Origin of the sequence: Nocardiopsis endophytica, from assembly GCF_027706725.1 — a bacterium.
GTDB classification, from domain to species: domain Bacteria; phylum Actinomycetota; class Actinomycetes; order Streptosporangiales; family Streptosporangiaceae; genus Nocardiopsis_A; species Nocardiopsis_A endophytica.
In genome coordinates, this window is the sequence record NZ_JAQFWQ010000029.1 from 42,629 (window position 1) to 66,588 (window position 23,960).

At 75.7% G+C, this 23,960-nt stretch carries 21 protein-coding genes; 13 read left to right on the forward strand and 8 right to left on the reverse strand.

Annotated elements, in window-relative coordinates:
• Positions 1-72 precede the first annotated feature (72 nt).
• Entirely contained in the window at positions 73-2,664 is a 2,592-nt protein-coding gene (locus O4J56_RS12390; RefSeq protein WP_270685888.1) for a molybdopterin-dependent oxidoreductase, read from the forward strand.
• Entirely contained in the window at positions 2,661-3,626 is a 966-nt protein-coding gene (locus O4J56_RS12395) for an FAD binding domain-containing protein (RefSeq protein ID WP_270685889.1), read from the forward strand. Before O4J56_RS12390 ends, O4J56_RS12395 begins: the two co-directional genes overlap by 4 nt.
• A gap of 221 nt (positions 3,627-3,847) precedes the next feature.
• On the opposite strand, the gene O4J56_RS12400 is transcribed toward O4J56_RS12395, so the two are convergent.
• Both O4J56_RS12400 and O4J56_RS12405 read right to left on the reverse strand, forming a co-directional pair.
• Complete coding sequence (locus tag O4J56_RS12400; RefSeq protein WP_270685890.1) at positions 3,848-4,798, reverse strand: D-alanine--D-alanine ligase family protein; 951 nt, start codon at positions 4,796-4,798, stop codon at positions 3,848-3,850.
• A gap of 32 nt (positions 4,799-4,830) precedes the next feature.
• Entirely contained in the window at positions 4,831-6,063 is a 1,233-nt protein-coding gene (locus O4J56_RS12405) for an aminotransferase-like domain-containing protein (protein WP_270685906.1), read from the reverse strand.
• Positions 6,064-6,428: 365 nt separating this feature from the next.
• Between O4J56_RS12405 and O4J56_RS12410 the strand changes: the two genes are divergently transcribed.
• The 5 genes from O4J56_RS12410 (at position 6,429) to O4J56_RS12430 (ending at position 13,152) form a co-directional block, all read left to right on the forward strand.
• A complete protein-coding gene (locus tag O4J56_RS12410; RefSeq protein ID WP_270685891.1) occupies positions 6,429-8,702 on the forward strand; it encodes a hypothetical protein in 2,274 nt (757 codons plus the stop codon).
• A gap of 26 nt (positions 8,703-8,728) precedes the next feature.
• Positions 8,729-10,360 (forward strand): ABC transporter substrate-binding protein, encoded by a 1,632-nt coding sequence (locus O4J56_RS12415; protein WP_270685892.1) that lies wholly within the window; start codon positions 8,729-8,731, stop codon positions 10,358-10,360.
• Between the two features lie 119 nt (positions 10,361-10,479).
• Positions 10,480-11,223, forward strand: a complete 744-nt coding sequence (locus O4J56_RS12420) for a GntR family transcriptional regulator (protein WP_270685907.1) — start codon at positions 10,480-10,482, stop codon at positions 11,221-11,223.
• 94 nt (positions 11,224-11,317) lie between these two features.
• Entirely contained in the window at positions 11,318-12,436 is a 1,119-nt protein-coding gene (locus tag O4J56_RS12425) for a TIGR03364 family FAD-dependent oxidoreductase (protein WP_270685908.1), read from the forward strand.
• 5 nt (positions 12,437-12,441) lie between these two features.
• Positions 12,442-13,152 (forward strand): phosphonatase-like hydrolase, encoded by a 711-nt coding sequence (locus O4J56_RS12430; protein WP_270685893.1) that lies wholly within the window; start codon positions 12,442-12,444, stop codon positions 13,150-13,152.
• 384 nt (positions 13,153-13,536) lie between these two features.
• On the opposite strand, the gene O4J56_RS12435 is transcribed toward O4J56_RS12430, so the two are convergent.
• Positions 13,537-14,841 (reverse strand): GAF domain-containing protein, encoded by a 1,305-nt coding sequence (locus O4J56_RS12435; protein ID WP_270685894.1) that lies wholly within the window; start codon positions 14,839-14,841, stop codon positions 13,537-13,539.
• A 360-nt stretch (positions 14,842-15,201) separates the two neighbouring features.
• On the opposite strand from O4J56_RS12435, the gene O4J56_RS12440 reads away from it, so the two are divergent.
• The 4 genes from O4J56_RS12440 (at position 15,202) to O4J56_RS12455 (ending at position 17,426) form a co-directional block, all read left to right on the forward strand.
• Positions 15,202-15,741, forward strand: coding sequence for a hypothetical protein (locus O4J56_RS12440; RefSeq protein WP_270685895.1), 540 nt, complete (start codon positions 15,202-15,204; stop codon positions 15,739-15,741).
• A 62-nt stretch (positions 15,742-15,803) separates the two neighbouring features.
• Positions 15,804-16,496, forward strand: a complete 693-nt coding sequence (locus tag O4J56_RS12445) for an HAD family hydrolase (RefSeq protein ID WP_270685896.1) — start codon at positions 15,804-15,806, stop codon at positions 16,494-16,496.
• A gap of 121 nt (positions 16,497-16,617) precedes the next feature.
• Complete coding sequence (locus O4J56_RS12450; protein ID WP_270685897.1) at positions 16,618-17,100, forward strand: hypothetical protein; 483 nt, start codon at positions 16,618-16,620, stop codon at positions 17,098-17,100.
• Complete coding sequence (locus O4J56_RS12455) at positions 17,097-17,426, forward strand: winged helix-turn-helix domain-containing protein (RefSeq protein ID WP_270685898.1); 330 nt, start codon at positions 17,097-17,099, stop codon at positions 17,424-17,426. Before O4J56_RS12450 ends, O4J56_RS12455 begins: the two co-directional genes overlap by 4 nt.
• 1 nt (position 17,427) lies before the next feature.
• Here O4J56_RS12455 and ligD read toward each other — a convergent pair whose 3' ends face one another.
• From ligD to O4J56_RS12475, 4 genes are all read right to left on the reverse strand, one after another.
• Positions 17,428-18,321, reverse strand: coding sequence for a non-homologous end-joining DNA ligase (ligD, locus tag O4J56_RS12460; RefSeq protein ID WP_270685899.1), 894 nt, complete (start codon positions 18,319-18,321; stop codon positions 17,428-17,430).
• 29 nt (positions 18,322-18,350) lie between these two features.
• Entirely contained in the window at positions 18,351-18,863 is a 513-nt protein-coding gene (locus O4J56_RS12465; RefSeq protein ID WP_270685900.1) for a hypothetical protein, read from the reverse strand.
• Positions 18,864-18,901: 38 nt separating this feature from the next.
• A complete protein-coding gene (locus O4J56_RS12470; RefSeq protein WP_270685901.1) occupies positions 18,902-19,738 on the reverse strand; it encodes a hypothetical protein in 837 nt (278 codons plus the stop codon).
• Positions 19,739-19,881: 143 nt separating this feature from the next.
• The gene (locus O4J56_RS12475) at positions 19,882-20,592 is read right to left on the reverse strand and encodes a Crp/Fnr family transcriptional regulator (protein WP_408639111.1); all 711 of its coding nucleotides are present in this window, start codon (positions 20,590-20,592) and stop codon (positions 19,882-19,884) included.
• Between the two features lie 371 nt (positions 20,593-20,963).
• Between O4J56_RS12475 and O4J56_RS12480 the strand changes: the two genes are divergently transcribed.
• Positions 20,964-21,479: a lytic polysaccharide monooxygenase auxiliary activity family 9 protein gene (locus tag O4J56_RS12480; protein ID WP_270685902.1), complete on the forward strand. Its 516-nt coding sequence runs from the start codon at positions 20,964-20,966 to the stop codon at positions 21,477-21,479.
• 147 nt (positions 21,480-21,626) lie between these two features.
• On the opposite strand, the gene O4J56_RS12485 is transcribed toward O4J56_RS12480, so the two are convergent.
• A complete protein-coding gene (locus tag O4J56_RS12485; protein ID WP_270685903.1) occupies positions 21,627-22,634 on the reverse strand; it encodes an alpha/beta hydrolase in 1,008 nt (335 codons plus the stop codon).
• 228 nt (positions 22,635-22,862) lie between these two features.
• On the opposite strand from O4J56_RS12485, the gene O4J56_RS12490 reads away from it, so the two are divergent.
• On the forward strand, positions 22,863-23,396 hold the full coding sequence (locus O4J56_RS12490) for an NUDIX hydrolase family protein (RefSeq protein ID WP_408639112.1): 534 nt from the start codon (positions 22,863-22,865) through the stop codon (positions 23,394-23,396).
• Positions 23,397-23,960 lie beyond the last annotated feature (564 nt).

Here is a 23,960-nt window from a genome sequence, read left to right on the forward strand (position 1 = left end):
GACGGCGTTGACATCGTCAACTCACCCTCCTAGGTTGACGGCGTCAACTCAATCTCTCCGGGGAGCGACGCCTTGGACACCACAGTCAACGGCGAGCACACCACCGTCCACCCGGCCCCCGACGACGCCGCGGCCGAGACCCTCCGCGAGGAGCTCGGCCTGACGGGGGCCAAGATCGCCTGCGGCCAAGGGGTATGCGGGGCCTGCACCGTCCTCGTCGACGGGGCGCCCACCGCCTCCTGCCTGCTGCCCTCCACCGCGCTGGAGGGCCGCTCGGTCACCACCGTCGAGGGCCTGGAGGGGCGCCACCCCGTGCAGCGCGCCTTCGCCGCCCACGACGCCCTGCAGTGCGGCTACTGCACACCCGGCTTCGTCGTCGAGGCCGCCGCCTTCCACGACCGGTGGCGGGCCGAGCACGGGACCACTGAGCCGGACCGCTCCGCCATCGCCGACGTCCTCTCCGGCCACCTGTGCCGGTGCGGGGCCTACGAGGGGATCTACGCGGCCGTCGCATCCGCGTGCGCCGGGCGCTTCGACGAGGACTCCCCCTCCCCCGGCGCCGACGGCGGGGTCCGCGCCGACGCCGCCGACAAGGTCACCGGCCGCGCCCGCTACACCACCGACGTCCGCCCCGAGGGGTGCTGGGAGGCGGTGGTGGTGCGCTCGGACCGGGCCCACGCCCGTGTGGAGCGCATCGACGCCGCCGGGGCGGTCCACGTCGACCTGCTGCCCGACGACCGGACCGTGCGCTACGCGGGCCAGCCGGTGGCCGCGGTCGCCGCCCCCACCCGCGCCGAGGCGCGGGAGGCCGCAGCCCGGGTTCGCGTCGACTACCGGGAGCTCCCGGCCGTCCTCGACACCGGCGCGGCCACCGCGCCGGGGGCGCCCCTGGTCTACTCCGGGAAGGAGGAGCAAGCGGCCGCGCCCTCCAGCAATGAGGGCGGCATGACGCCCGGCGCGTGGCGGGGCAACCGGCGCGGGCCGCTGAACCTCGGGTTCCGCCGCGGCACCGCCGTCAAGCGCCTCAACGACGCCCACGCGCGCGGCGACCGGCTGCTGTTCTCCGCCGAGTTCAGCACCGCGGTGCAGGTGCACACGGCCCTGGAGCCGCACGCCTGCGTCGCCCGCTGGGAGGGCGGCGACCTGTACCTGAACGTGTCCACCCAGTACGTGCGGGGTGTGGCCAAGGCCGCGGCCGAGCACTGGGACCTGGACCCCGAGCGGGTGCACGTCCGCGCCGAGCACGTCGGCGGCGGGTTCGGCTCCAAGTCGGCGCTGAGCACCGAGTCCATCGCCGCCGTGGAGCTGTCCCGCCTGGCCGGCGCACCGGTCCGCCTGGTCTTCGACCGCTCCGAGGAGCTGACCGACGCCGGGAACCGGCCGGGCACCCGCACCCGGCTGGCGATGCTCGCCGACGAGAAGGGGGACCTGTCGGCGCTGTCCATCGACGCCTGGGGCGACGGCGGGGTGTCCATCGGGTCGGCCGTGGCCGTGCACGGCATGTTCATCTACGGCCGCGCCCCGCGCCGCCTGCGCGACTTCGACGTGGTCACCAACCGCCCGCCGGGCCTGCCGTTCCGCGGCCCCGGCGGTCCGCCGCTGGCCTGGGCGCTGGAGCAGGCGGTCGACGAGATGGCGCTGCGCCTGGGCGAGGACCCGATCGCCCTGCGGCAGCGGTGGGACGGCAACCCCAAGCGGGCCGCCCTGTACGAGCGCGCCGCGGCCCTGCCGATGTGGCGCGACCGTGAGCGCGGGCCGCGCTCCGGCCGGTTCCGGCGCGGCGCGGGCGTGGCCGTCTCCAACTGGCCCTACCTGCTCGACCCGAGCGCCCAGGTGGAGCTGGTGGTGGAGGACGGGTGCGTGGTCGTGCGCACCTCCACCCAGGACATCGGCACCGGCGTGCGCACCGTACTGGCGCGGGTCGTGCGCGAGGAGCTGGACCTGGACGCCGACCAGGTTCGGGTGGAGACCGGGGACAGCGGCCCGGTACCCGGCCCCGGGTCGTTCGGCAGCCGGACGACGACGTCGGTGGCGCCCGCGGCGGCCGACGCCGCCCGCCGCCTGGGCGAGCGGCTGCGCGCGGCGGCCGACGGCGGCCCCGCCTCCTCCAGGGAGAACCTGAAGGCGGCCGAGGGCCTGCGCACCACGGGCACGCGCGCCCGGGACCGCAGGGGGTTCCTGACCCCGCCCTTCAACAACGCGGAGATGGCCCTGGGCCGGGGCCTCGCGGGGGCGGTGCACGTGATGGAGGTGGAGGTGGACACCCTGCTGGGGCGGGTGCGGCCGCTGCGCTGCTGGGCGGGGATCGCCGCCGGGCGGATCTACGCCGAGGCCCAGGCCCGCAACCAGGCGCACGGCGGGGTGGTCCAGGGCATCGGGTACGCGCTGTACGAGCAGCGGGTGACCGACCCGGCCACCGGCCGGACGCTCAGCGACAACCTGGAGGACTACCGGCTGCCGGGGATCGGCGACACCCCGGAGATCGAGGTGTACTTCCACCAGGAGGGCTGGGATCACGTGCCCGGCGGCGGTGTGGGCCTGGGCGAGGTCTCCACCGTCGGGGTGGCCGCATCGGTGGCCAACGCGGTGCGCGACGCCGTCGGCCACCGCCCCCTCGACCTGCCCGTGCGCCCGGACCGACTGCTGGAGGGACTGCAGCGATGAGCACTGTGAGCACCGACGACCTCGCCCGTCTGGCCGCCGAGCTGCGCTCGGGAGCCGAGGCGCGGGCCGGGGGAACCGACACCATGGCGCGGCTGCGGGCCGGGCTGGACGCCGGGCCGTTCGCCGACCTGGGCGGCCTGGAGGGGCTGCGCGGGGTGGCCTGGGGGCCGGAGGGGGGCGCCCGCATCGGGGCGCTGACGACGGTCGCCGAGATCGCCGCGGACCCGGTGCTGGGGGCGGCCTACCCGGCGCTCACCGCCACGGCGCGGGCGCTGGCCACGCCGCAGATCCGCAACGCGGCCACGCTGGGCGGGAACCTGCTGCAGCGCAACCGCTGCTGGTACTTCCGCAACCCGGCGTTCTCCTGCCACCAGGACGGCGGCGATTCGTGTCCGGCGCGGGCCGGTGACCACCGGGGCGGCGTCGTGTTCGACACCTCGCCGTGCGTCGCACCGCACGCGTCGTCGCTGGCGGTGGCGCTGCTGGCGTACGGCGCGCGGGTGGAGACCGCCGACGGGCGCTCGGAGCCGGGGTCGCGGCCGGTCCGGGAGCTGTACGACCCCGCCGACGGGACCCGGGACCACGTGCTGGAGCCGGGCGAGGTGCTGGCGGCGGTCGAGCTCCCGGCGCCCGAGCCCGGGGAGACGGCCGCCTATGTCAGGGCGACGGGGCGCTCGCGCGCGGAGTGGCCGCTGGTGGAGGCGGTGGCCCGGGTGGTGCGCGAGGACGGCGCCGGCGGCCGGGTCGCCCGGGTGGCGGTCGCGGCGGGGGCGGTGGCCCGCACCCCGGTCCGCCTGGGCGAGGTGGAGGCGGCCCTCGAAGGGGCGCCCGCCGACCCGTCCGAGGCGGCCAAGGCGGTGGAGGGCCTGCCGGGCCAGTGCTCGCCGCTTCCGGGCACCCGGTACAAGGCGACGCTGCTGAGGGACACGGTGCGCGACGCCCTGGAGCGCGCGCTGGCGTGAGGTGACGGTGCGCGGCCCTCGCATCCGGGGGTCGCGCACCTCCGCTTACCGCAGGAGGACCGCTCACATGCGCCCGGCAGGCCCGCCCCGCGCTGTGGCGCGAGCACGAGACCCCCTCACAGTTCTGGGGCGCCGACGCGCCTAGCCCCGCAAGACCGACGGCGCCCGCGCACCGCACGAGCGGATCCACCGTGCGCGGCGCCGCGTGAGCGCCCTCGGGCTCAGCCCCGCAGCATCGCCCTGTGTGCCAGTTCCCGGCACACTACGGCGAAGTCCATCCCCGCGGCCTCTACGGCCATCGGGAACAGGGACGTCTCCATCATCCCCGGGGCGACGTTGGCCTCCAGGAAGACCACGCGGCCCGACTCCTCCACGATCATGTCCGTGCGGGACAGGTCGCGCAGGCCCAGCGCGCCGTGCGCGGTCAGGGCCGCCTCCTTGGCGGCCTCCATCACCGGGGCCTCCAGGCGCGCCGGGGCGAAGAACTCCGTGCGCCCGGCGGTGTAGCGGGCGGCGTAGTCGTAGACGCCCCCGTCGGGCACGATCTCCACCGGCGGCAGCGCCGTGGGCCCGTCCCCGGTGTCCACCACCGAGACGGCCACCTCGGTGCCCGCGATGCGCTCCTCCACCAGGGCCGTGTCCCCGTAGGCGAAGCAGTTCACCAGCGCCGAGGACAGCGCGTCGGCGGTGTCGACCGTGGCGGCCCCGAACGCCGACCCGCCCTGGTCGGGCTTGACGAACAGCGGCAGGCCCAGGGCGGCGGCGATGCGGTCGACCAGCTCGCGCGCGCCCAGGTCCCGGAACGCGGCCTTGGGCAGCGCCACCCCGCGCGGCACCGCGACCCCGCGCGCCTCCACCAGCGCCTTGGCGACCGGCTTGGCGTAGGCGCGGCGGCAGGCGTCGGGGCGCGCGCCCACGTAGGGGACGCCGCTGACCTCCAGGACCTCGCGCACGACCCCGTCCTCACCGGGGGCGCCGTGCAGCACCGGGAAGACCGCCTGCGGCGGGTCGGAGGACAGGCGCCCCAGCAGGGCGGAGTCCACGTCGGCGGTCTGCACCTCGATGTCCAGGCGGCGCAGGGACTCGGCCACGCGGCGCCCGGAGCGGACGCTCACCTCGTGCTCGGGGGAGAGCCCTCCGGCCAGCACCAGCACCCGGTCCAGGTCGGCCACGGTCGCGTCCTCTTTCCGCTTCTTCTCGTGCACTAGGGAAGGTCGGGGGTCGGGGCCTCGCCGCCGCCGTGCGGGGCCGAGGGGGCGGTGCCGAAGGTGTCGCGCAGCGACATCTCGTTCTCGATGACGCCCACCAGCCGCCGGACGCCCTCGCGGATCTCGGCCGGGGCGGGGTAGCAGAACGACAGCCGCATGTTGCGGTGGCCCTCGTCGTCGGCGAAGAAGCCGGTGCCGGGCACGTAGGCGACGCGCTCGGAGACGGCGCGGGGCAGCATCGCCTTGGAGTCCAGGCCCTCGGGCAGGGTGAGCCAGACGAAGAAGCCGCCCTCGGGGCGGGTCCAGGAGGCCCCGGCGGGCATGAGCGCCTCCAGCGCCGCGAGCATGGCGTCGCGGCGCTCCCGGTACATCTCGTTGAACTCCTTGATCTGCTCCCGCCAGGGGTGCTCGGCCAGGTAGCGGCCGACCACCATCTGGTTGAAGGTGGAGTGGCTGAGCATGGCCGACTCGGCGGCCAGCACCAGCTTGGCGCGCACGGCCGAGGGCGCCAGCGCCCAGCCGATGCGGAAGCCCGGCGACAGGGTCTTGGAGAAGGACCCCAGGTAGATGACGTTGTCGGGGGCGTCGGCGCGCAGCGCCCGCTCGGCCTCGCCCTCGTAGCGCAGCAGGCCGTAGGGGTTGTCCTCCAGCACGAGCAGCCCGTGCCGGTGGCAGATGTCCAGGACGCGGCGGCGGCGCTCGGCGGTCAGCGTCACCCCGGCCGGGTTCTGGAAGTTGGGGACGGTGTAGAAGAACTTGGCGCGGCGCCCCTCGGCGGCCAGCGCCTCCAGGTGCTCCTCCAGGGCCTCGGGGACGACGCCGAGGCCGTCCATGGCCACGTGGCGGATGTCGGCCTGGAAGGCGGCGAAGGTGTTGATGGCGGTGACGTAGGTGGGCGCCTCGGCCAGCACCACGTCGCCGGGGTCGACGAAGACCCGGGTGACCAGGTCCAGGGCCTGCTGGGAGCCGACGGTGACGATGACGTCGTCGGCCGCGGCCTCGATCCCCTCCAGGGCCATGACCTCGCAGATGCGCTCGCGCAGGTCGGGGTCGCCCTGGGCGGAGCCGTACTGCAGGGCGGTGGCGCCCTGCTCGGTGGCGACGCGGCGGACGATGTCGCCGACCTGGTCCAGCGGCAGCGCGCTCACGTTGGGCATGCCGCCGGCCAGGGAGACCACCTCGGGGCGGGAGGCGACGGCGAACAGGGCGCGCACTTCGGAGGCGACCATCCCCTGGGCCCGTGCGGCGTAGGAGCCGACGTAGGGGTCGATGCGCGAGCCCCGCCGGGGGGCCGCCTGCCGTTGGGGATCATCCGAGGACACGATCCACCTCCGCGTGAGCGATCGTCGATCGGCCCAGTGTACGTGCGCTGCGCGGGTGGACGGCCCGCGGGGGCGGCGGCCGGGGCCGGGCGCCGCCGGGAACCGGGGGAACGCGAATGCGCCCGATGTCCCGATGAAATGCCCGCACCCCCAACACGAACTCCTTTCACATAACGCCTTCAACCCATTTCCAACCCGAAATCAAAAATGATCAGGTAATGTCGTGGCCAGCGACCGGGGGGAATCGCGGCGACCGACTGGAGGACCGGGGCGTGGGGCGACCCGACGCGGACCAGGTCAAGCTGTACGGACGTGAAGAGGCCGCCGAAATCGTCGGCGACCTCCGCAGAGCCCCGCGCACGGATGCGCCGTCCCTGGTGCGCGGAATCGACGTGACCCGGGGGCCCATTCTGGTCGTCACCGGAATGCACGCCTCCGGGAAAAGCGCCCTGCTTTCCCGGATCGAGCGGGAGTGCCGGTCGCCGGCCGCGCGCGGCGACGCCGTCCCCTGCGCCCTCCTCGACATGGAGACGGCCCGGCTGCGCGACGTCCCCGACGCCGTGTTCGCCCTGTCGCGCAAGCTGGCCGTATGCACCGGCACCTACCACGGCCGCCTCCGCTTCCCCCGTCTGGCCGCCGCACGCCTGTTCCTGGACTCCCAGGACGGCGGGCAGGGGGGAACCGCCGGAGTGCCCGCGACCGTCGGGGACGGGGGCCCCGCGGGGCCCGGGGCCGAGCAGGAGATGCGCGCTCGGGCGCGCGAGCGCCTGGACACCTCCTCCCGCCACGCGTCCCGGCTCGTCCACCACCTCGCGGAGATCGCCGGGAAGGCCGCGGCGGGCGGCTTCAGCGCCGGGATGTCCGACGGGTCGGACACCTCGGTCCCCGTGGCGGTCGCCGCCGAACTGCTGGGGTACACCGCCGAGTCGGCCGCCTCCATGGTCACGCGGCGCCTGTCCCTGCTGTTCTCCTTCCGGCGCCGGCTGGAGGAGGTCCTCGGCTGGTTCGGGCAGCGCCGGCTGCTCCTGCCCGGCCTCGACGACGACGCCGCCCCGGACGGGTACCTGGCGCTGGCCACGCTGGAGCGCATGGCCGCGGTACGGCGGGCGACCGGCGGCGGCAGCGGCAGCGGCGACGACGGCACGCTCGACACGGTCCTGTGCCAGGCCCTGCTCGCCGACCTGCGGGACTCGTACGCGAACAGGAGCAGGCACAGCGCCCTGCTGGACCACCGCGTCGCGCTGATCGACGGCGCCGAGGCCGCCCCGGGCCGGGACCTGCTCCACCACCTGCTGGAGGCGCGCCGCCAGGACCGGAGGGAGGGCGCTGGGCCCGACCGGCTCACCGTGGTCGCCACCGCGCGCTTCGACCTCTTCCCCGGGGCCCTGGACGACCGGCACCGGGTCCTGGTCCGCGACCGGAACGGGACGGGCGTCCACGCGTCGGAGGACGCCCTGTGGGGGCCCACGGCCCCGCGTGAGGGCGGCGCGCCCGACGTGCTCTGCTACCGGCTGCCCCTGCTCTCCCCGGTGGACTGCTCCGAGCTGAGCGGGTCGGTGGGCCACCGCTGGCCCGACGCGAAGCGGACGGGACTGCTCCTGCACCGGTCGGTCGGCGGCCACGCGGGAGCGGCCTCTCTGATCGCCCGGCATTCGCTGAAGCCGGGGCCGCACTGGCCGGAGGGCCACGCCGGTCCGGACCTGCACACGCTGCTTCCGCCCTTCGATCCCGACGGCAGGCCGTACTCCCGGACGGGGGCCGAGGAGGAGCTGTGCCGCACACTGCTCGGCGGGCGGGTCGACACATGGGACCACACGCTGTGGGTGCACAGCGCCGCCCGCGACGGCGACGCGGCCCAGGCGGTGCTCCACCCCGGGACCCGCGGCCTGGAGACCAGGGCGGCGCGGCTGACGCCCGGCCGCAAGGACCTGCTGTGGGGGCCCGATCCCGGCTTCGTGCTGCTGCGGCGCCTGCTGCAGCGGCGGCTCGCGCACAACAACGGCGAGCCGCACCTGTTCCGCCGGGTCCACCAGAGGCTCGCCGAGCACTACGCGGGCGCGGACTCCGACGGCGTGGTCCACGGGGCACAGGCCGGGCTGCTCTACCACACCCTGGCCGCCGAGGGGATCGCCGCCGCTGCCGCCGAGGCCGCCCGGATGCTCGACGAGACCGGGGGCGACCAGGGGCGGACCCGGGAGTGGGTCGCGTGGGTCGAGGAGGCGGCGACCGCTCCGATGCTCGCCGCCGCGCGGGAGGACGGCGGCCCCGGCGAGGAGCCGATCGACCGCGTCCTGCGGCTGGCCTCCGGGGCGGCCCCGCAGGCGGCCGATCCGGAGGCGCCCGGACGGGCGCTCCCGGTGGTCGCCTCCCTGCTGGCCGGGCTGGTCGTCGCCCGCGACCCGTTCGTGTGCCCGTGCCTGCGCCGCGTGCACCTGCACGTCGCCCGGCAGTACGCGGCGCTGCGGGAGACCGGTCCGGGCGACCCGGGCGCCCTGCTGTCGGCCTCCTACGGCCATGAGTCCGAGGCCGAGAAGGGCTGGGCCTGAAAGAACCGAGAGGAAGGGAAGTCCCCGTGCCCGAACAGCGGCAGGCCGACACTCCGGCGCACACCCCTCCGCAGCGCCCGCCCTGGTGGCAGCAATGGTGGTTCCGCCTGTCGGCCACCGGACTGGCCCTGGTGCTCGTCGTCTCGGCCGCCTTGTGGGCGGTGCCCCGCCTGCTGTGCGGCGGTGAGGCCGGCCTGGTCCGGGTCAGCGGCGAGTGCGTGGGGGTGACCGACGGCTCCTACCTGTTCCCCGCCGAGCGCGCCTCGCTCACGAACGCCTTCCCCGCCGACGACGCCGGGGCCGACGCGGAGTTCGACCGGTTCGCCGAGGACTTCCGCGAGGTCCAGGAGGGCATCGCCGAGCAGAACGAGAAGGTCGCCGCCTCCGGCGACGACTACGTCAAGGTGGCCTTCCTCGCCCCGCTCATCCCGCAGGACGACCGCTCCTTCGACCACACCCGGCTGCTGAGCTCCCTGTGGGGGGTGCTCGCCGCCCAGAAGCGGATCAACGGGTCGCGGGACTTCTACGACCCCGCCTACCCCGCCGTCCAGGTCCTCCTGGCCAACGAGGGGGACCGCCAGGAGCACTGGCGCCACTCCGCGGAGGAGCTCGTCGCCCTGAGCAGGGACGCCGACCACCCGCTGGTGACGGCCTTCGGGATGCCCCTGAGCTCGCAGGCCACCCAGGACTCCGTGGCCCTGCTGTCGGAGGCGGGCGTTCCCATGGTGGGCGGGGCGGCGGCCACCGACGAGCTCAACCGGGAGGACGTGCCCGGCTTCGTCCGCGCCACGCCCGACGTCACCGACTTCACCAAGGCGCTGTCGCGGCACCTGGCCGCGGAGGACCTGGACCGGGCGATGACCGTGTTCGACGACGCCGGACTGCAGGAGGGGCCGGACCGCTTCGTCGACTCCCTCCGGGGCGCCTATGCCCGCGACATCCGCGGTGTCGAGCGCCTCAGCCAGCAGCCCTACACCGGGCAATCGCTGGTCAAGCCGCCCACACCGCGGCTGTTCGCCGGGATCGCGCGCAAGATCTGCAGCGCCGCCCCCGACCTGGTCCTGTTCGCCGGGCGCACCAACGACCTGGCGGTGTTCGTCGAGTCCTGGGCGGCCGAGGAGCGCGACTGCTCCAACGACGTCGACCTGACCATCGCCTTCATGACCACCGGGCTGTCGGTCTCCCGCGATGACGCGGTGATGCGCGACCTGGAGGAGGCCGACGCCCGGCTGATCCTGGCCACGACCATCGACCCGGCGTGGACGCGGGGCGCGGATTCCGCGCCCGAGGGGTACGGCCGGTTCGAGGAGGCGTTCATCGAGGTCGCCGGCGAGGAGGCGCGGCCGACCCTGGTCGACGGGTACGCGGCCATGGCCCACGACGCGCTGGCCGTCGCGGCCAAGTCGGTGCGCGCGACCGCCCTGGAGATCCGGGAGAGCGGTGCGCAGGACGAGGGGCTCCCGCTCCCGGCCATCATCGCCGGGCAGGAGAAGCTCAACACCTCCCCGGAGGACATGGTGGTCGGAGCCGGGGGCACCCTCTCCTACTCCACCGGCGGCGACGGCAGTCCGGAGGGCAAGCCGATCCCCGTGGTGGAGCTGCCCGCCGACAAGGAGGGGGCGGCCTCGGAGGACTACTACACGACCGGCGGAGACTAGCCGTTCGGCCGGGCCGGCCGGGCCGGGGGCTCTGCCAGGATTGCCGCGTGCACGACGACGCGACGCCCCCCATCCCCGTGACCGAGCTCGACGCGCCGGTGCGCCGCCCCGACGGGCCGGTGCGCGGCGGTGTGCCCGAGCACGGGCGGGTGCCCCGGTACTACGCGGTGCGGACCTCCATCGAGGGGCTGCTGGAGCACATGCCCGAGGGCGGGCTGCTGCCCACCGAGCGGGAGCTGGCCGAGCGGTTCGGCGCCGCCCGGGAGACGGTGCGCCAGGCGGTCCGCGACCTACTGCTCCAGGGGCGGCTGCGGCGGCGCGGGCGCGGCACGGCCGTCGCGGGCCCCAAGCTCGCCCAGCCGCTGGCGCTGCGCAGCTACACCGAGGGGGTGCGGCGCGGCGGCCTGGTGCCCGGGCGGAGCCTGGTGGCGCTGGAGCGGCGGCCGGCCGGGCCGGAGCTGGGGGCGGCGCTGGCCACGGGGGCGGACGCGTCGGTGTGGCACCTGGAGCGGGTGCTGCTCGCCGACGGGGAGCGGGTGGGGCTGGAGAGCGTCTACCTGCCGGTGGCGCGCTTCCCGAGGCTGGACCGCGACTTCGACCCGGGGGCGTCGTTCTACGCCTACGCCCGGCAGGAGGCGGGGGTGCGCTTCGGCGCGGCCGAGGAGCGGGTGGAGACCCTGCTGGCGACCCCGCGCGAGGCGCTGCTGGTCGGTACTCCCCCGGCGCTGCCGATGCTGCTGGTCCACCGGGTGTCGCGGGACACCGGCGGGGTGCCGGTGGAGCGGGTGCGCGCGCTGTACCGGGGCGACCGGTTCAGCTTCACCGCCGAGCTGCACGCCGCCACCGATATAACGGATCAATAACGGGTCTGGTCCAAGATTGCCCTCCGGTTCATGCTCCGGTGGGGGCGGTGTCACGGCCGCACCACCCGGTGCCCGGATCGTCGGGGGCATGAGCATGAGAGTGATCGTCGTCGGAGCGGGCGTCCTCGGGACCATGCACGCCTGGGAGGCGGTGCGGCGGGGCCATGAGGTGGTGCACCTGGAACGGGAGGCCGAGGCGCGGGGCGCCTCGGTGCGCAATTTCGGGCTGGTGTGGGTCGGCGGGCGCGCGCCGGGCGCCGAGGTGCGCACCGCTCTGCGCGCCCGCGCGCTGTGGGAGGCCATCGGCGCGCAGGTGCCGGGTGTGGGCTTCCGGTCCGGGGGATCGCTGACCGTGGTGCGCGACGAGGAGGAGCGCGCCGTCGCCGAGCAGGCGCTGGAGCTGCCCGACGCCGCCGAGCGGGGGCTGGAGTGGCTGGAGCCGGACCGCGTGCGCGCGGCCAACCCCGCACTGCGCGGGAAGATGCTCGGCGCGCTGCGGTGCGAGCGGGACGCGGCCGTGGAGTCCCGGGTGGCGCTTCCCGCGCTCCGCGCCGAGCTGGAGCGCAGCGGCCGCTACACCTTCCTGCCGGGGCACGAGGCGCGTTCGGCCGACCGGGGGCGGGTGCGCGACGACCGCGGCCGCGAGCACGCCGGGGACGCGGTGGTGCTGGCCACGGGGGCGGCGCTGTCGGGGCTGGTGCGCGAGCTGGCCCCGGACCTGCCGGTGCGCAGGGTGCGCCTGCAGATGATGCAGACCGGGCCGCTCGGCGACGCGCTGACCACCTCGGTCGCCGACGCCGACAGCTTCCGCTACTACCCGGCCTACGCCGGGCCGGCGCTGGAGGCGCTGCGGGAGGAGCGGCCGCAGCCCCCGGTGGCCGCGGCCGAGCGGATGCAGCTGCTGATGGTGCAGCGGCTGGACGGCGGGCTGACCATCGGCGACACGCACGAGTACGAGGAGCCGTTCGCCTTCGACGTGCGCGAGGCCCCCTACGACCACCTGGCGTGCACCGCCGAGGAGCTGCTGGGCCGGCCGCTGCCGCGGGTGGAGCGCCGGTGGGCCGGGGTGTACGCCCAGTGCACGGAGCCGGGCCGGGTGGTGCACCGCTCGCGGGCCGCCGAGGACGTGTGGCTGGTGACCGGGCCCGGCGGGCGCGGAATGACCTGTGCCCCGGCGATCGCCGAGGACACGGCCGACGAGCTGGGATGGTGACCCGGATGCGAAGCGATAGCAGCGCGCCCCCGCGCACCGTCCGCCTGGTGGTGTGCGACATGGCCGGGACGACGGTGGCCGACGAGGGGCTGGTCGAGCACGCCTTCGACGCCGCGGCGCGGGAGGCGGGGGTCGTCCCGGGCGGCGAGGAGCACGCACGGATGCGCGCGTACGTGCGGGCGACCATGGGCGCCTCGAAGATCACGGTGTTCCGCGACCTGTTCGGCGACGAGGACCGGGCCCAGACCGCGAACGCGGCGTTCGAGCGGGCCTATGCCGAGGCGGTCGGCCAGGGCCGCTGCTCCCCCGTGCCGGGGGCCGAGGAGGCGATGGCCCGGCTCCGGTCGGAGGGCAGGGCGGTGGTGCTGACCACGGGGTTCGCACCGGCCACCCGGGACGCGATCGTGGACGCGCTGGGCTGGCGCGACCGGGTGGACGGCGCCTTGAGCCCGGCGGACGCGGGCCGCGGGCGCCCGTATCCGGACCTGGTGCTGGCGGCGCTGCTGCGCACCGCCGCGGCCGACGCGGTGGACGAGGTGGCGGTGGTGGGCGACACCCGCTCCGACATCACGACCGGCAAAAGGGCCGGGGCGGGGCTGGTGGCCGGGGTGCTGACCGGGGCCCACGGCGAGGAGGAGCTCAGCGAGGCCGGAGCCGACGCCGTTCTGGATTCGGTGGCGGACCTGCCGGACCTGCTCCGGGATCGGGGACGGTAAGGGCCGGCGCGGATGGGCGGGCGCGCTGGTGTTGATCTCGGGGAAGTCGGGCTTATCGTGTCCGGTTCAACCCCGTGTTTCCCGAGATCAACACGGTAAGGCCCCGGACCTCACCCATGGCGAACGGCGGCGGCCCGGGGGCTCCCCCAAGCCCCGGACCGCCGCCGTTTTGGGAGGTCCACCCACGTGCACACTCCCGAAACCCCCCTCAAGGCACGGGCGCGGGCGGACAGGGTCCGCGTCGGCGGGCGGAGGCCGCATTCCCGGCTCCGGCCGGTACTCCCCCTCCGAGCGCTCCGCGCGCGCCGACGGATGACAGTCCATCAACCACCGCACCCACCTCGCAAACGTTGCAGCGGGTTGCAGCGGGGTGACGCATTGTCGTTAGGGGGCCGCGCCCCGTCCCGCCGCCTCCGCACGGGCGGCCCGGATCTCCGGGGCCTGCGAGGCGGGCAGCGCGCACGGGTCGTCCGCCCCCCGCACCCGCACGTCGACGCGCTCGCTGAACCGGTACGGGCGGCTCTCCAGCAGCCCGCCGAGGTGGCGGCGCAGCCGGGACATCTCCGCCCGCACCGTCACCAGCCGGTCCGGCGCCCCGAACAGGGCCTGCGACAGCTCCGCCGCGCTGCACCCCTGGCGGCGCCGCGCCAGGACGAACAGCACCTCGGCATGGCGCACGGTCAGCCGGTGCGACCAGCTCCCGCTCGGCCCGCTCACCGACAGCTCCGGCCCCCGCAGGTCGAGCACGGCCTGCGACGCCGGGGCGCCCTCGCGCGCGCTGGGGCGCACCAGCCACCCGCCCGGAAGCGGCTCCAGCCGGCACTCCCCCAGGTTCGGGATCCACGCCGCGTTCCCGTCCACCCGGCGGGGCAGCAGCACGCGGCGCGCCGGCTCGGTCCCGGTGACCGCCGCGGTCCACCCGTTCTCGTCGACCACCAGGGCCGGACCGGCCATGCCCGCCAGCAGCGGCGCCGCCACCGCGCGCAGCCGCTCCAGGTTGGCGTCGTGCCGGCTGCGCAGGTGCGACTCGGCCAGCCGGGCCACCGCGTTGACCAGCGCCAGGGTGGAGGCGTGCGCGGTCGCGGCGGGCCCGGTCACGTCGATCGCCCCGATCACCCGCCCGTCACGGGGGTCGCGCACCGGCGCGCAGGCGCAGGTGAGCCGGTGCAGGCCGCGCACGTAGTGCTCGGCCGAGTACACCTGGACGGGCCGCCCCACCACCAGCGCGGTGCCGATGGCGTTGGTGCCGGTGGAGCCCTCGTCCCAGGCCGCCCCCTCCACCAGCCCGGCGCTGTCGGCCAGGCGGCGCATGTCCCGCGCCCCGTCCCGCCACAGGATGAAGCCGCGCGGATCGGTGACGAGCATGACGTGCCCGGCCTCCTCCCGGGCGCCCAGCAGCGCCGAGCCGACCAGCGGGAGCACCTCCTCCAACGGGTTGTCCCCGCGCTCCCGGTCGACCTCCTCGCCGCGCAGGCTCGGCACGGGGCGCCCGCTGTCGGGGTCGACCCCGTACCGGCGCACCCGCTCCCAGGAGTCCTCGATGACCGGGCGCGGCGGCACCGGCGGCCGCCCCCCGGTCAGCGCCGCCTCGTGCACGCGCCGCAGAAGGCGCGCATGGCGCTGCGGGTCCGCGCCGGCGGGCAGTGCGATGTCGAGCCGTTCCTCCCCCACGGTGGTGTCCCTCCCCATCGTTGCGGCCGCCTCCCCTGCGCCCGCTCCGGAGCACACATCCTTATCAGGAGGAAGGCGCGCGGCAACCCTGGGACCGGGCCGGAATGCGGGTCGGTGCGCGGGACGCCCCGGCGCCGCCGATCCCTTAGCCCGCGGCGCCTGCGGGACGACGGAACGGCGGCGCTGCCGCTAGAGGGCGCGAAGCGATCCGGCCGATCACATGTTTCCCCCTGCGACCTGGGACTTTGCCGGACCGTTCCGTACTCGTTGCCCTCTCTTGCGCCGGCCCGCCCGTGGCGGACGGTGAGCGCGCGTGCGGTGTGCGTGATAGTGGCTGCACGCCCAGTCGCCTGAGGTGAGGGAGTGGACCCTGTGCAGATGCGGCCCCGCCGACCCCGTCCCCTCGCGGCCGTCTTCGCCGCCGCCGTCGCCGTCCTCGGGGCGGCGGCCGGGTGCGGTGCCGACGAGGAGCTCGCCACCGCGCGCGCGGCCGCGGGCGACCTGTCGGCGTCGATGCTGCGCGCGCAGGCCGAGGACGCGTTCTCCCGCAAGGGCCACCCCATCGCCGGACGCCTGGAGTGCTCCGCCGACACCGGTTCCGACGACGCCGACACGGTGCGCCTGGCCTGCACCGGCATGACCCGCGACGAGGAGCAGGCCGAGGTCTCCGGCCGGATGGGGTACGCCGCGGTGGCGGGCAGGGAGGACGGCGACGACGGCCTGCCCGGGCGCTTCGTGGGCCGCGTCGGGGGCGACCAGGTCTTCGTGGTGACCTGCTTCGACTGCAAGCCCAGCCCGGTCGTCGGCAAGGACGGCGGCGGGGGCTCCGAGGCGGACGCCGACAAGGACACCGGCAAGGACGCCGGCAAGGACGCGAAGAAGGACACGGACGAGGACGCCGGTTCGGGCGGCGGGTAGGCACTCGGAGAGGGCCGCGCCGGGGGCGGCGCGGCCGACGACCGATCCCCCCGAGGAGCGCCATGCCCGTCCCCCGGCCGTCCGCGTTCGCCTTCGACCTCTTCGACACCCTGGTCCCCCTGGAACCGCTGGAATGGCGCCTGCGCGAGGTGGGCGTGCCGCGCGTGCTGATGCGGCGCTGGTGGGACCACCTCCTCCGGGACGGATTCGCGCTCGCGGCGGCGGGCGGCTCCGCCCCGTTCCGGCGGGTGGCCCGGAGCGCGCTCGCCGACATCACCGGCCACCAGGTGGCCGGGGCGGCGGCCGACTCGGTGGTCGAGGCCTTGTCCGAGCTGGAGCCCCGGCCGGATGCGGCCCAGGCCCTCCGCGCGGCGCGCACGGGCGGGGCGCCGCGGGTGGTGGTGCTGGACAACGCCGACGCCGCGACGGTGCGGGCGCTGCTGGAGCGCGGCGGGTGTGCCGACCTGGTGGACGGGGTGGTGGAGGCCGGGTCGGCCGGCGCCTGGAAGCCGGCCGCGGCCCCCTACCGGGCGGCGGCCGAGGCGTGCGGGGCCCCTCCCACGCGGACGGCGCTGGTGACCGCCCACGCCTGGGACGTCCACGGCGCGAACGCGGCGGGGCTGTCCACGGCCTGGACCTCCCACCTGGAGCGGCGGTTCCCGGAGATGTTCTCGTCCCCCGACGCGTCGGGGGAGTCCCCGGTGGAGGCGGTGGAGGCCCTGCTGTCCGGGGAGGGGCACGTTCCCGCGGAGTGAGGGCACAGGGGCGATGAGGCGATACTTTCCTCTCCGACAAGTACTTGCCAGAATGGAAAGTAGTTGCCATGATGGAAACACCAATCCCCGATGAGGAGGAGGATCCGCCATGGAAGGGGCGATGGACGGGACACCGGGCGGCGCGGGCCGCGCGGACATCGGCCGGGAGGAGGCCGCGGCCTCGCTCGCCGCGGCCGAGGGCGCCGCCGCGAAGATGCGCCGGAAGGCGTCCTCATACGCGGTCTACTGCGCGGTCTACGGCACGGTCATCCCTGTGTGCACGGCCGCGATCGGCCTGGGGCCCTTCCTGCTCGGGCTGGAGAGCGCGCTCCCGGTCGTGTTCACGACAACGGCCGTGATGCTCGGGGTGATCCTGGCGCTCGTCATCTACATGGTCACCCGGCCGGTGACGGGCACCTGGTTCCTCCGTGCGCACACGGCCACGATGACGGCCTGGGGCGTCCTGTACGGCGTGACGATGATCGTCGGCATGACCGCCTTCCGTGGCGAACCCGCCTGGTGGATCCCGATGTCGATCGCGACCGCGCTCCCGTTCGCCGCCACGATCGTGTGGATCCTGCGCATGAACCGGAGGGACCGGTGACCCGGCACCCGCGCGCCCGGCTGGACGACGTGATCCACGCCCCGGTGCGGTTCTCCATCGTCGCCGCCCTGGCCGCCGTGCAGCAGGCCGACTTCAAGGCGGTGCGCGACGCGGTGGAGATCACCGACTCGGCGCTGTCCAAGCAGGTAGCCACTCTGGAGAAGGCCGGGTACGTGGACGTCGGCAAGACCTGGGCCGGGCGGCGCCCCCGGACCGTGCTCCGCCTGACCTCGGGCGGGCGGGCGGCCTTCGAGCAGCACGTCGCCGCCCTCCGGGAGATCGCCGAGGGCGCCGTCCCGATGGTCGGTGACGGCACGGACCCCTGACTCACTCCTCGGCCCTCTCCAGGCGGGAGATCGCCGCGGTCGGTGAACGCGCGTACCGCCGGAAGCCCTGCCAGGGGTCCACGCCGTCCCGTTCGGCGAAGTTGCGCACCGTCCACCGGCCCGCCGACTCCAGCCCGTCCAGCTCGTCCCACCCCACCGGGGCCGCCACCGGCGCCCCCGGGCGGGCCCGGACCGAATACGGCGCCACCGCCAGCTGCGCGTACCCGTTGCGCAGGTAGTCGATGAAGACCCGCCCCCGCCGCTTCTCCTTGCGCACCGCCGTGGTCAGCTCCTTCGGCCTGCGGGCCGCCACCCGCTCGGCCACCGCCCGCGCGAACGCCTTGACGTCGTCGCAGTCGGCCTGCCTGCGGATCGGGCACACCACGTGCAGGCCCCGCGACCCCGTCGTCATCACGAACGCCGCCAGGCCGAGCGCCTCCACCTCCCCGCGCACGTCCCGCGCCGCCGCGCACACGCCGGCGAAGTCCCGGGCCTTCGACGGGTCCAGGTCGAACACGATCCGGTCGGGCGTGCGCGGCAGGTCGGCCCGGCTCATCCAGGTGTGCAGCGGGAACGCGTCCTGCCCGCACAGCCAGACCAGGGTGGCCCGGTCCCGGCACACGACCATCTCGGCCTCGCCGCCGCTCTCCCGGGGCACGCTCACCGACGGCACCCAGTCCGGGGTGCCCGCCCACCGGTTCTTGACGAAGAAGCCGCCGTCGCCCTCGATGCCCTCCGGCCACCGCTGCACCGCCAGCGGCCGGTCGCGCAGGTGCGGCAGCATCCGCGCGGCGACCCGCAGGCAGTGGTCGGCCAGTTCGCGCTTGGTGGGCCCACCCGGCTCGAACAGCTCCTTGCCGGGGTGGTGGACCTCCGGCAGCGTCCGTGCTCCCATGCACCACCCCTTCCCGCGCGACGGCGCGGTCAGTCACCCCCGGGGCGGCCCCGGCCCGACCACGGCCGCACCAGGCGCTCGGCCAGGTCGGGGCGGTCCCAGCGGCGCATCATCGCGGCCAGGTCCTCCAGCACGGCCGAGCGCTGCGCGGGCACCAGGCCGTGCAGGAACTCCTCGACCGCAGTGCCGCCCGCGCGGCACGGCGCCTCCCCGTCGGCGCCCACCAGCCGCACCTCGGCGGTGAAGTCGCGCACCCGCGGGTGGTCGAACAGGTCGTGGTCGAGCAGCAGGCAGGTCAGCTCCGCCTCGGCCACGCCGCGCTCGGCCAGGGAGAAGGCGCGCGCGGCCGCGGCGGTGGCGCGCAGCACGTCCCGGCGGATGCGGGCGGCGATGCGCACCCGTTCGAGCGCGTCGACGCCGACGATGTCCAGCACCACCCGGAAGTAGGCGTGGAAGCACAGGCCGTCGTCGGCGCTGGGGACGCGCGCCTGGAACTCGTCGGCCGCGGGCCCGCCGCGGCCCAGGAACCGTCTTCGGTGCATGCGGCCCCCTTCCGGTGCGGGCGGGAGCGCCGGGGCCGTCACGGGCGCTCCTGAACGTGCAGTCCGCCGTGCACGTCCCCCATCTGGTACACGCCGCCGGAGTTGCCGTGCGCGTTGTTGTTGACCACGGTGCCGCCGGCGGGGGGAGCCGGGGGTGCGGCCCGGGACGGCTCCTCGTCCGGGGCCTCCTCCGCCGCGCCGCCGTCCCACCGGGAGGCGGTCCCGGCGGTGGAGGGGACGGGCACGTACAGGTACCCCTCGGCCCGGTAGCCCTTCCCGGCCACCTCGGCGTCGACCGGCGCCCAGCGGCTCGCGTCGATGCCGGTGAACCCGCCCAGCACCACGTCCTCGTAGACGCGGCGGCCGATGATGGCGGCCACCAGCGTGGTGTCGGGGTGGGAGCCGGCCAGGGCCCTGCGCACCGCGTCGGAGTCCAGCAGCCGGTGCGTGTCGATCATGGCGTCGCCCATCGCGTCGATGCCCGACCCGTCCCCGGTGGCGGGAAGTGGGCCCACGCCGAGGCTGACCCGCATGCGCATGCGCAGGTCCCTGTCGACCGCGGCCAGCCAGGGCCGCTTGCCGTCCAGGACCTCCTGCAGGGTGTCCAGGAACGGGTCGATGAGCCGGGGCAGGTGGACGGGGTCGGTGCCCAGCGCGTACCCGTCGCCGTCGTGCCGGGAGAAGCCGGGGTCCTTCCACACCTCGCCCAGGCCCGACCGGGTCAGGGCGAGTTCGAGGACCTCGGGGATGAGCCGCCCCACGAGCTGCTGGTCGACGGCGGCGGTGCGGCTGAACCGCTCCATGTCCACCGCCAGCACCGCGCGGTACGGGGGCAGGGGGACGGTGGTCCGGGGTCCGGGGATGTCGGGTTCCATGGGCGCTCCTTCCACGGGCGGCTCCGCCCTCGCGGCCGCGGCGGCCGGGCGGTCCGGCCGCCTGCCCCCAGCCTGGCGCACTCGGGCGGCCCGCTGTGTTCGATCACGGACACAGCGGGAGAACGTCCCGCGGCGCCGTGCGGTCAGTCGCCGCCCTCGGCGAGCGCCTCCAGCGCGCCCATGTCAAGGACGGCCACATAGCTGCGTCCGGTGCGGATCAGGCCGCGCTGGCGCATGCGGGTGTAGGCGGCGGCCACCGAGGTGCGCGAGAGCCCGGCGAACTCGGCGATCTCCCGCTGGGGCAGCGGGATGCGCACCAGCACGGCGCGGCGCCGGGGCCCCGCCCCGTCGGTGATGGGCGCGGCGGTGGGCACCCCCAGGGCGCGGGCCAGGTACAGCAGCGCCACGGGGAGCCGCTGCTCGGCGGGGAGGGCGGCCTGCTCGGCCCGCAGGGCGTCGCTCTCCATCTGCCGGGCCAGGGTGCTCTCCCACAGCGCGGCCTCCAGGCCGCGCTCGCCGATGATGCGGCGGAACCGCTCGGCCGGGAAGACGGCGGTGGCGCAGGGGCCCACCGCGGTCACCGTGGCCGAGCGCTCGCCGCCGCCGGGCAGCAGCATCGGCTCGCCGAGGACGTCGCCCACGGCGCGGAAGGCCAGGGGGACGGTGGTGCCGTCGGCGCGCACCCGCACCACCCGGGCGTGCCCCTCGGCGAGCAGGTGGACGGTGCTGCCGGGGTCGCCCTGGCGCATGAGGGCCTCGCCGGGGGCGAAGCGGGCCCTGCCCCCTTCGGCCAGCAGCCGCGCCCACTCCCGGTCGTCGAGCAGCCCGCCCAATCCGCGTCTGGGCAATCGCACGCCCCCTCGTTCGGCCCTGCATTCGGTAGGGATCTCCTTACCGCCTTCCGCCCCGATTTCGGTGTCACTGCGGCGCCATATCCGTGTAACCCATTGTGCGCTGCACAAAGACCGCCGGGGGCGGCTCTGCCGTGGGCCCGGCAGACCGGTGGACGGGCGCGGGGGCGAAGGGGCCGTTCACCGCCGCCCCGGCGCGGGGGCGTGCGGGATACCGGTTCCGCATTCTCCGCCGAAGGGGCGCCGACCGGTGCGACCGCCCCTTCACGGACCGTTTCTCGCCCCCTTGACCTGCGAAACCCCGGTTCTTACGGTCTAGACCACTCGGCGCGGCGGAATTCTGCTCCGCCGCCTCCCCGCACGAAAGGCCGAGCATGAAACTGAGAAGAAAGGCCCTCGCCGTCGCCGCGGCGACCCCGCTGCTGTTCGCCCTGATGCCCGCGGGGGTGGCCAGCGCGCACGGATACGTCTCCTCCCCCGCCAGCCGCCAGGCCCAGTGCGCCGCCGGGACCGTCGAATGCGGCCAGATCAAGTGGGAGCCGCAGTCGGTCGAGGGCCCCAAGGGCCTGATGAGCTGCAGCGGCGGCAACGGCCGCTTCGCCGAGCTGGACGACGACTCCAAGGGCTGGCAGGTGCACCCGGTCGGCACCTCGGTCGACTTCACCTGGACCCTGACGGCCCAGCACGCCACCTCCACCTGGGAGTACTTCGCCGACGGGCAGAAGGTGGCCTCCTTCGACGACGGCGGCGCCCGGCCGCCGTCGAGCGTCACCCACCGGGTGGACCTGAGCGGGCACGGCGGCCCGACCAAGCTGCTGGCCCGGTGGAACATCGCCGACACCGCCAACGCGTTCTACGCCTGCATCGACCTGGACGTCGGCGCGGCCTGACCGTCCGTCTCCCCCGCCGCGCGGGATCCGGCCGCGCGGCGGGGGGCGCACGGCCCCCACATCAGCCAGACGCCCCGCAGGACCGTCGCCCACCCCGCCGGGCGCACCCCGCCCCCGCTCCGCCCCGCGGCGGTGCGGGGGCTCCGCTCACGCCGCATTCCCGCCCCCCGCGCCGGCCCGCCCCAGGGCGATCCGCGCGACGGCCGACAGGGGGCGCGACCCCGGGGCGAAGTAGTCGCTGTGCCCGCCGGGCCCGGCGTCGAACACCTCGGCGCCGAAGCCCGGCCCGACCGGGTCGGGGCCGAACCCCAGCGTGGTCCCGGGCAGGGGCAGGGACCCGTGCGGGACCCCGGCGATCCAGTCGGAGTCCCCGCGCCCGGCCCACACCCGCCGGGCGCCGATGTCGGCGGCCCCGGACACCCCCGCCCCGGGGCTGCCGACCAGCACCGCGGCGGCCGCCCGCGCCGACGCCTCGTGCGCCCGGCCGCACACGACCGCGCCGTAGGAGTGGCAGACCAGGGTCAGGCTGGCGCCCGGCGCGGCGCGCAGCAGCCGCGGCACGAACGCGTCCAGCGACCGCGCGCCCGTGTCGGCGCGGCCGGTGGTCGCCACCGCCGGGCTCACCGTGGCGGGGGCGGGATAGCCCATCCAGGCGACGACGGCCGTGCGCGCTCCGGGGTCCTCTTCGGCCATGCGCGCGTGCAAGGTGCGGGCGGCGTCGCCGACGCGCATGTACGGCTTGGCGCCGTGCCCGTCGAAGGTGTCCAGGGTGGTGTCGGCGCCGGGCACCAGGACCACGACCCGGTCGGCCTTGTCCAGGTCGCCGACCACCTCCACGGCGCGCCCCTGGCCGCGAGGGTCGAACTCCAGCAGGTCGCGGTCGGGGGCGGCGAGCGCGCTCAGCGCCTCGGCCCGTCCGGTGTCGCCCGCCCGCTCCGCCGCCCGCGACGCGCGCGCGGCGGCCTCCCGGTTCGCGCCGTAGGCCTCCTCCAGGTCGTTGGGCGACCATTCGCCGGCCTGGACGCCCCAGGCACCGGAGGGGTTCGGGGGGCCGGGCACCCCCGAAGCCGGGGACGCCGTGGACGTCGCGGTGAGCACGACCGCCGCCGCCAATGCCGTCGCAGCGCGCGCCGCACGCCCCGTCCCCCTGCGCATCCGCGCCTCCCCCGTCGTTCTGTGTCCGGCACAGGACGCTACGGAGCGCGCGGCGTACGGCGCGTCCCTCTGGCGGGCCCACCCGCGCCTCCCTCTCAGGGGGCACCCGTGAGGCGCCCGGCCCCGCGTCGTCCGACACGGGGGCGGCGCGGACGCGTACGCTCTCCCCCGTAGCCGACCGAGGGCGCCGGGGGCGTCCGCGACGAGATTGAAGAGGCCGGTCCATTGGTGACGTCGATCGACACGGTTCCCGGGTGGTTCTCCGACGACGAGCTGGCGTGGGTGCGCTCGCGCATGCCCGTCCTCTACGTCAACGCGGTCCCGGTGCGCGTGGACAACACCGGGTCGGTGACGCGGGTGGGCCTGCTGCTGCAGGCCACCCCGGAGCAGACCATCAGCCGGGCGGTGGTCTCCGGCCGGGTCCTGTACCACGAGCGGGTGCGCGACGCGCTGCTGCGCCACCTGGAGAAGGACCTGGGGCCGATGGCGCTGCCGAGCATCCCGGCCACGCCGCAGCCGTTCACGGTGGCCGAGTACTTCCCCACCCCGGGGGTCACCTCCTACCACGACCCGCGCCAGCACGCGGTCGCGCTGGCCTACGTGGTGCCGGTGACCGGCGACTGCCGCCCCCGGCAGGACGCCCTGGACCTGGTGTGGTTCACCCCTGAGGAGGCCGCGGGTCCGGAGGTGCAGTCGGAGATGGCCGACGGGCAGGGGGTACTGGTGCGCCAGGCACTGGCCCACACGGGGTGCCTGCCGTAGCGGGAGTGGTTGCCGCGGTGCCGGAGTATCTCCCACAGCAGCGACGAGGACGGGGGTAGGTGATCGGCGCGGCCGGGGTGCGACACGGACGGCGACGACGGTGGTCGCCCCTCAGCGCAGCGCCGTCGGCCGTACGGCGTGTGCATGGTCACCGGGGTTGGCGGCGACGGCGAGAGGGGGGCGGTTCCCCGGCCCTGCTTGCCGTCCGTCCGGCCACTCGCGGTCCAGGTGGGCGGCGCAGCGGGGAGGGCGGGTGGTCACCCGCGTTCGTGGCGGCCGTGGACCCCGCGCCCCTTCCCCACGATGATCTCGACAAAGGTGCTGTCAAAACCGCCGGAATGGCAGCACTCCCGTCGAGATCATCGCCGAGGGGGCGGGCAAGGGAGTGCGGGGGCATCCTGTGTCGTAAAACCGACGCCTAATATGCCTAAAAGCGTCGGTTTCACGACACAGGATGCCCGAACCCCTCATCCGCCGCCCGATATGCCCAGTATCCACTGCCCACGCAACCCCCTCCGCGATGATCTCGGGGAACTCGGGGTTAAACCGGACACGATAAGCCCG

Coding starts and splice junctions, on each gene's coding strand:
- O4J56_RS12485 (WP_270685903.1), bottom strand. CDS start 22,634: ATGCGCAGGGGGACGGGGCGTGCGGCGCGCGCTGCGACGGCATTGGCG.
- O4J56_RS12470 (WP_270685901.1), bottom strand. CDS start 19,738: ATGGAACCCGACATCCCCGGACCCCGGACCACCGTCCCCCTGCCCCCG.
- O4J56_RS12395 (WP_270685889.1), top strand. CDS start 2,661: ATGAGCACTGTGAGCACCGACGACCTCGCCCGTCTGGCCGCCGAGCTG.
- O4J56_RS12450 (WP_270685897.1), top strand. CDS start 16,618: ATGGACGGGACACCGGGCGGCGCGGGCCGCGCGGACATCGGCCGGGAG.
- O4J56_RS12445 (WP_270685896.1), top strand. CDS start 15,804: ATGCCCGTCCCCCGGCCGTCCGCGTTCGCCTTCGACCTCTTCGACACC.
- O4J56_RS12480 (WP_270685902.1), top strand. CDS start 20,964: ATGAAACTGAGAAGAAAGGCCCTCGCCGTCGCCGCGGCGACCCCGCTG.
- O4J56_RS12430 (WP_270685893.1), top strand. CDS start 12,442: ATGCGAAGCGATAGCAGCGCGCCCCCGCGCACCGTCCGCCTGGTGGTG.
- O4J56_RS12440 (WP_270685895.1), top strand. CDS start 15,202: ATGCGGCCCCGCCGACCCCGTCCCCTCGCGGCCGTCTTCGCCGCCGCC.
- O4J56_RS12465 (WP_270685900.1), bottom strand. CDS start 18,863: ATGCACCGAAGACGGTTCCTGGGCCGCGGCGGGCCCGCGGCCGACGAG.
- O4J56_RS12435 (WP_270685894.1), bottom strand. CDS start 14,841: ATGGGGAGGGACACCACCGTGGGGGAGGAACGGCTCGACATCGCACTG.
- O4J56_RS12425 (WP_270685908.1), top strand. CDS start 11,318: ATGAGAGTGATCGTCGTCGGAGCGGGCGTCCTCGGGACCATGCACGCC.
- O4J56_RS12405 (WP_270685906.1), bottom strand. CDS start 6,063: ATGGTCGCCTCCGAAGTGCGCGCCCTGTTCGCCGTCGCCTCCCGCCCC.
- ligD (WP_270685899.1), bottom strand. CDS start 18,321: ATGGGAGCACGGACGCTGCCGGAGGTCCACCACCCCGGCAAGGAGCTG.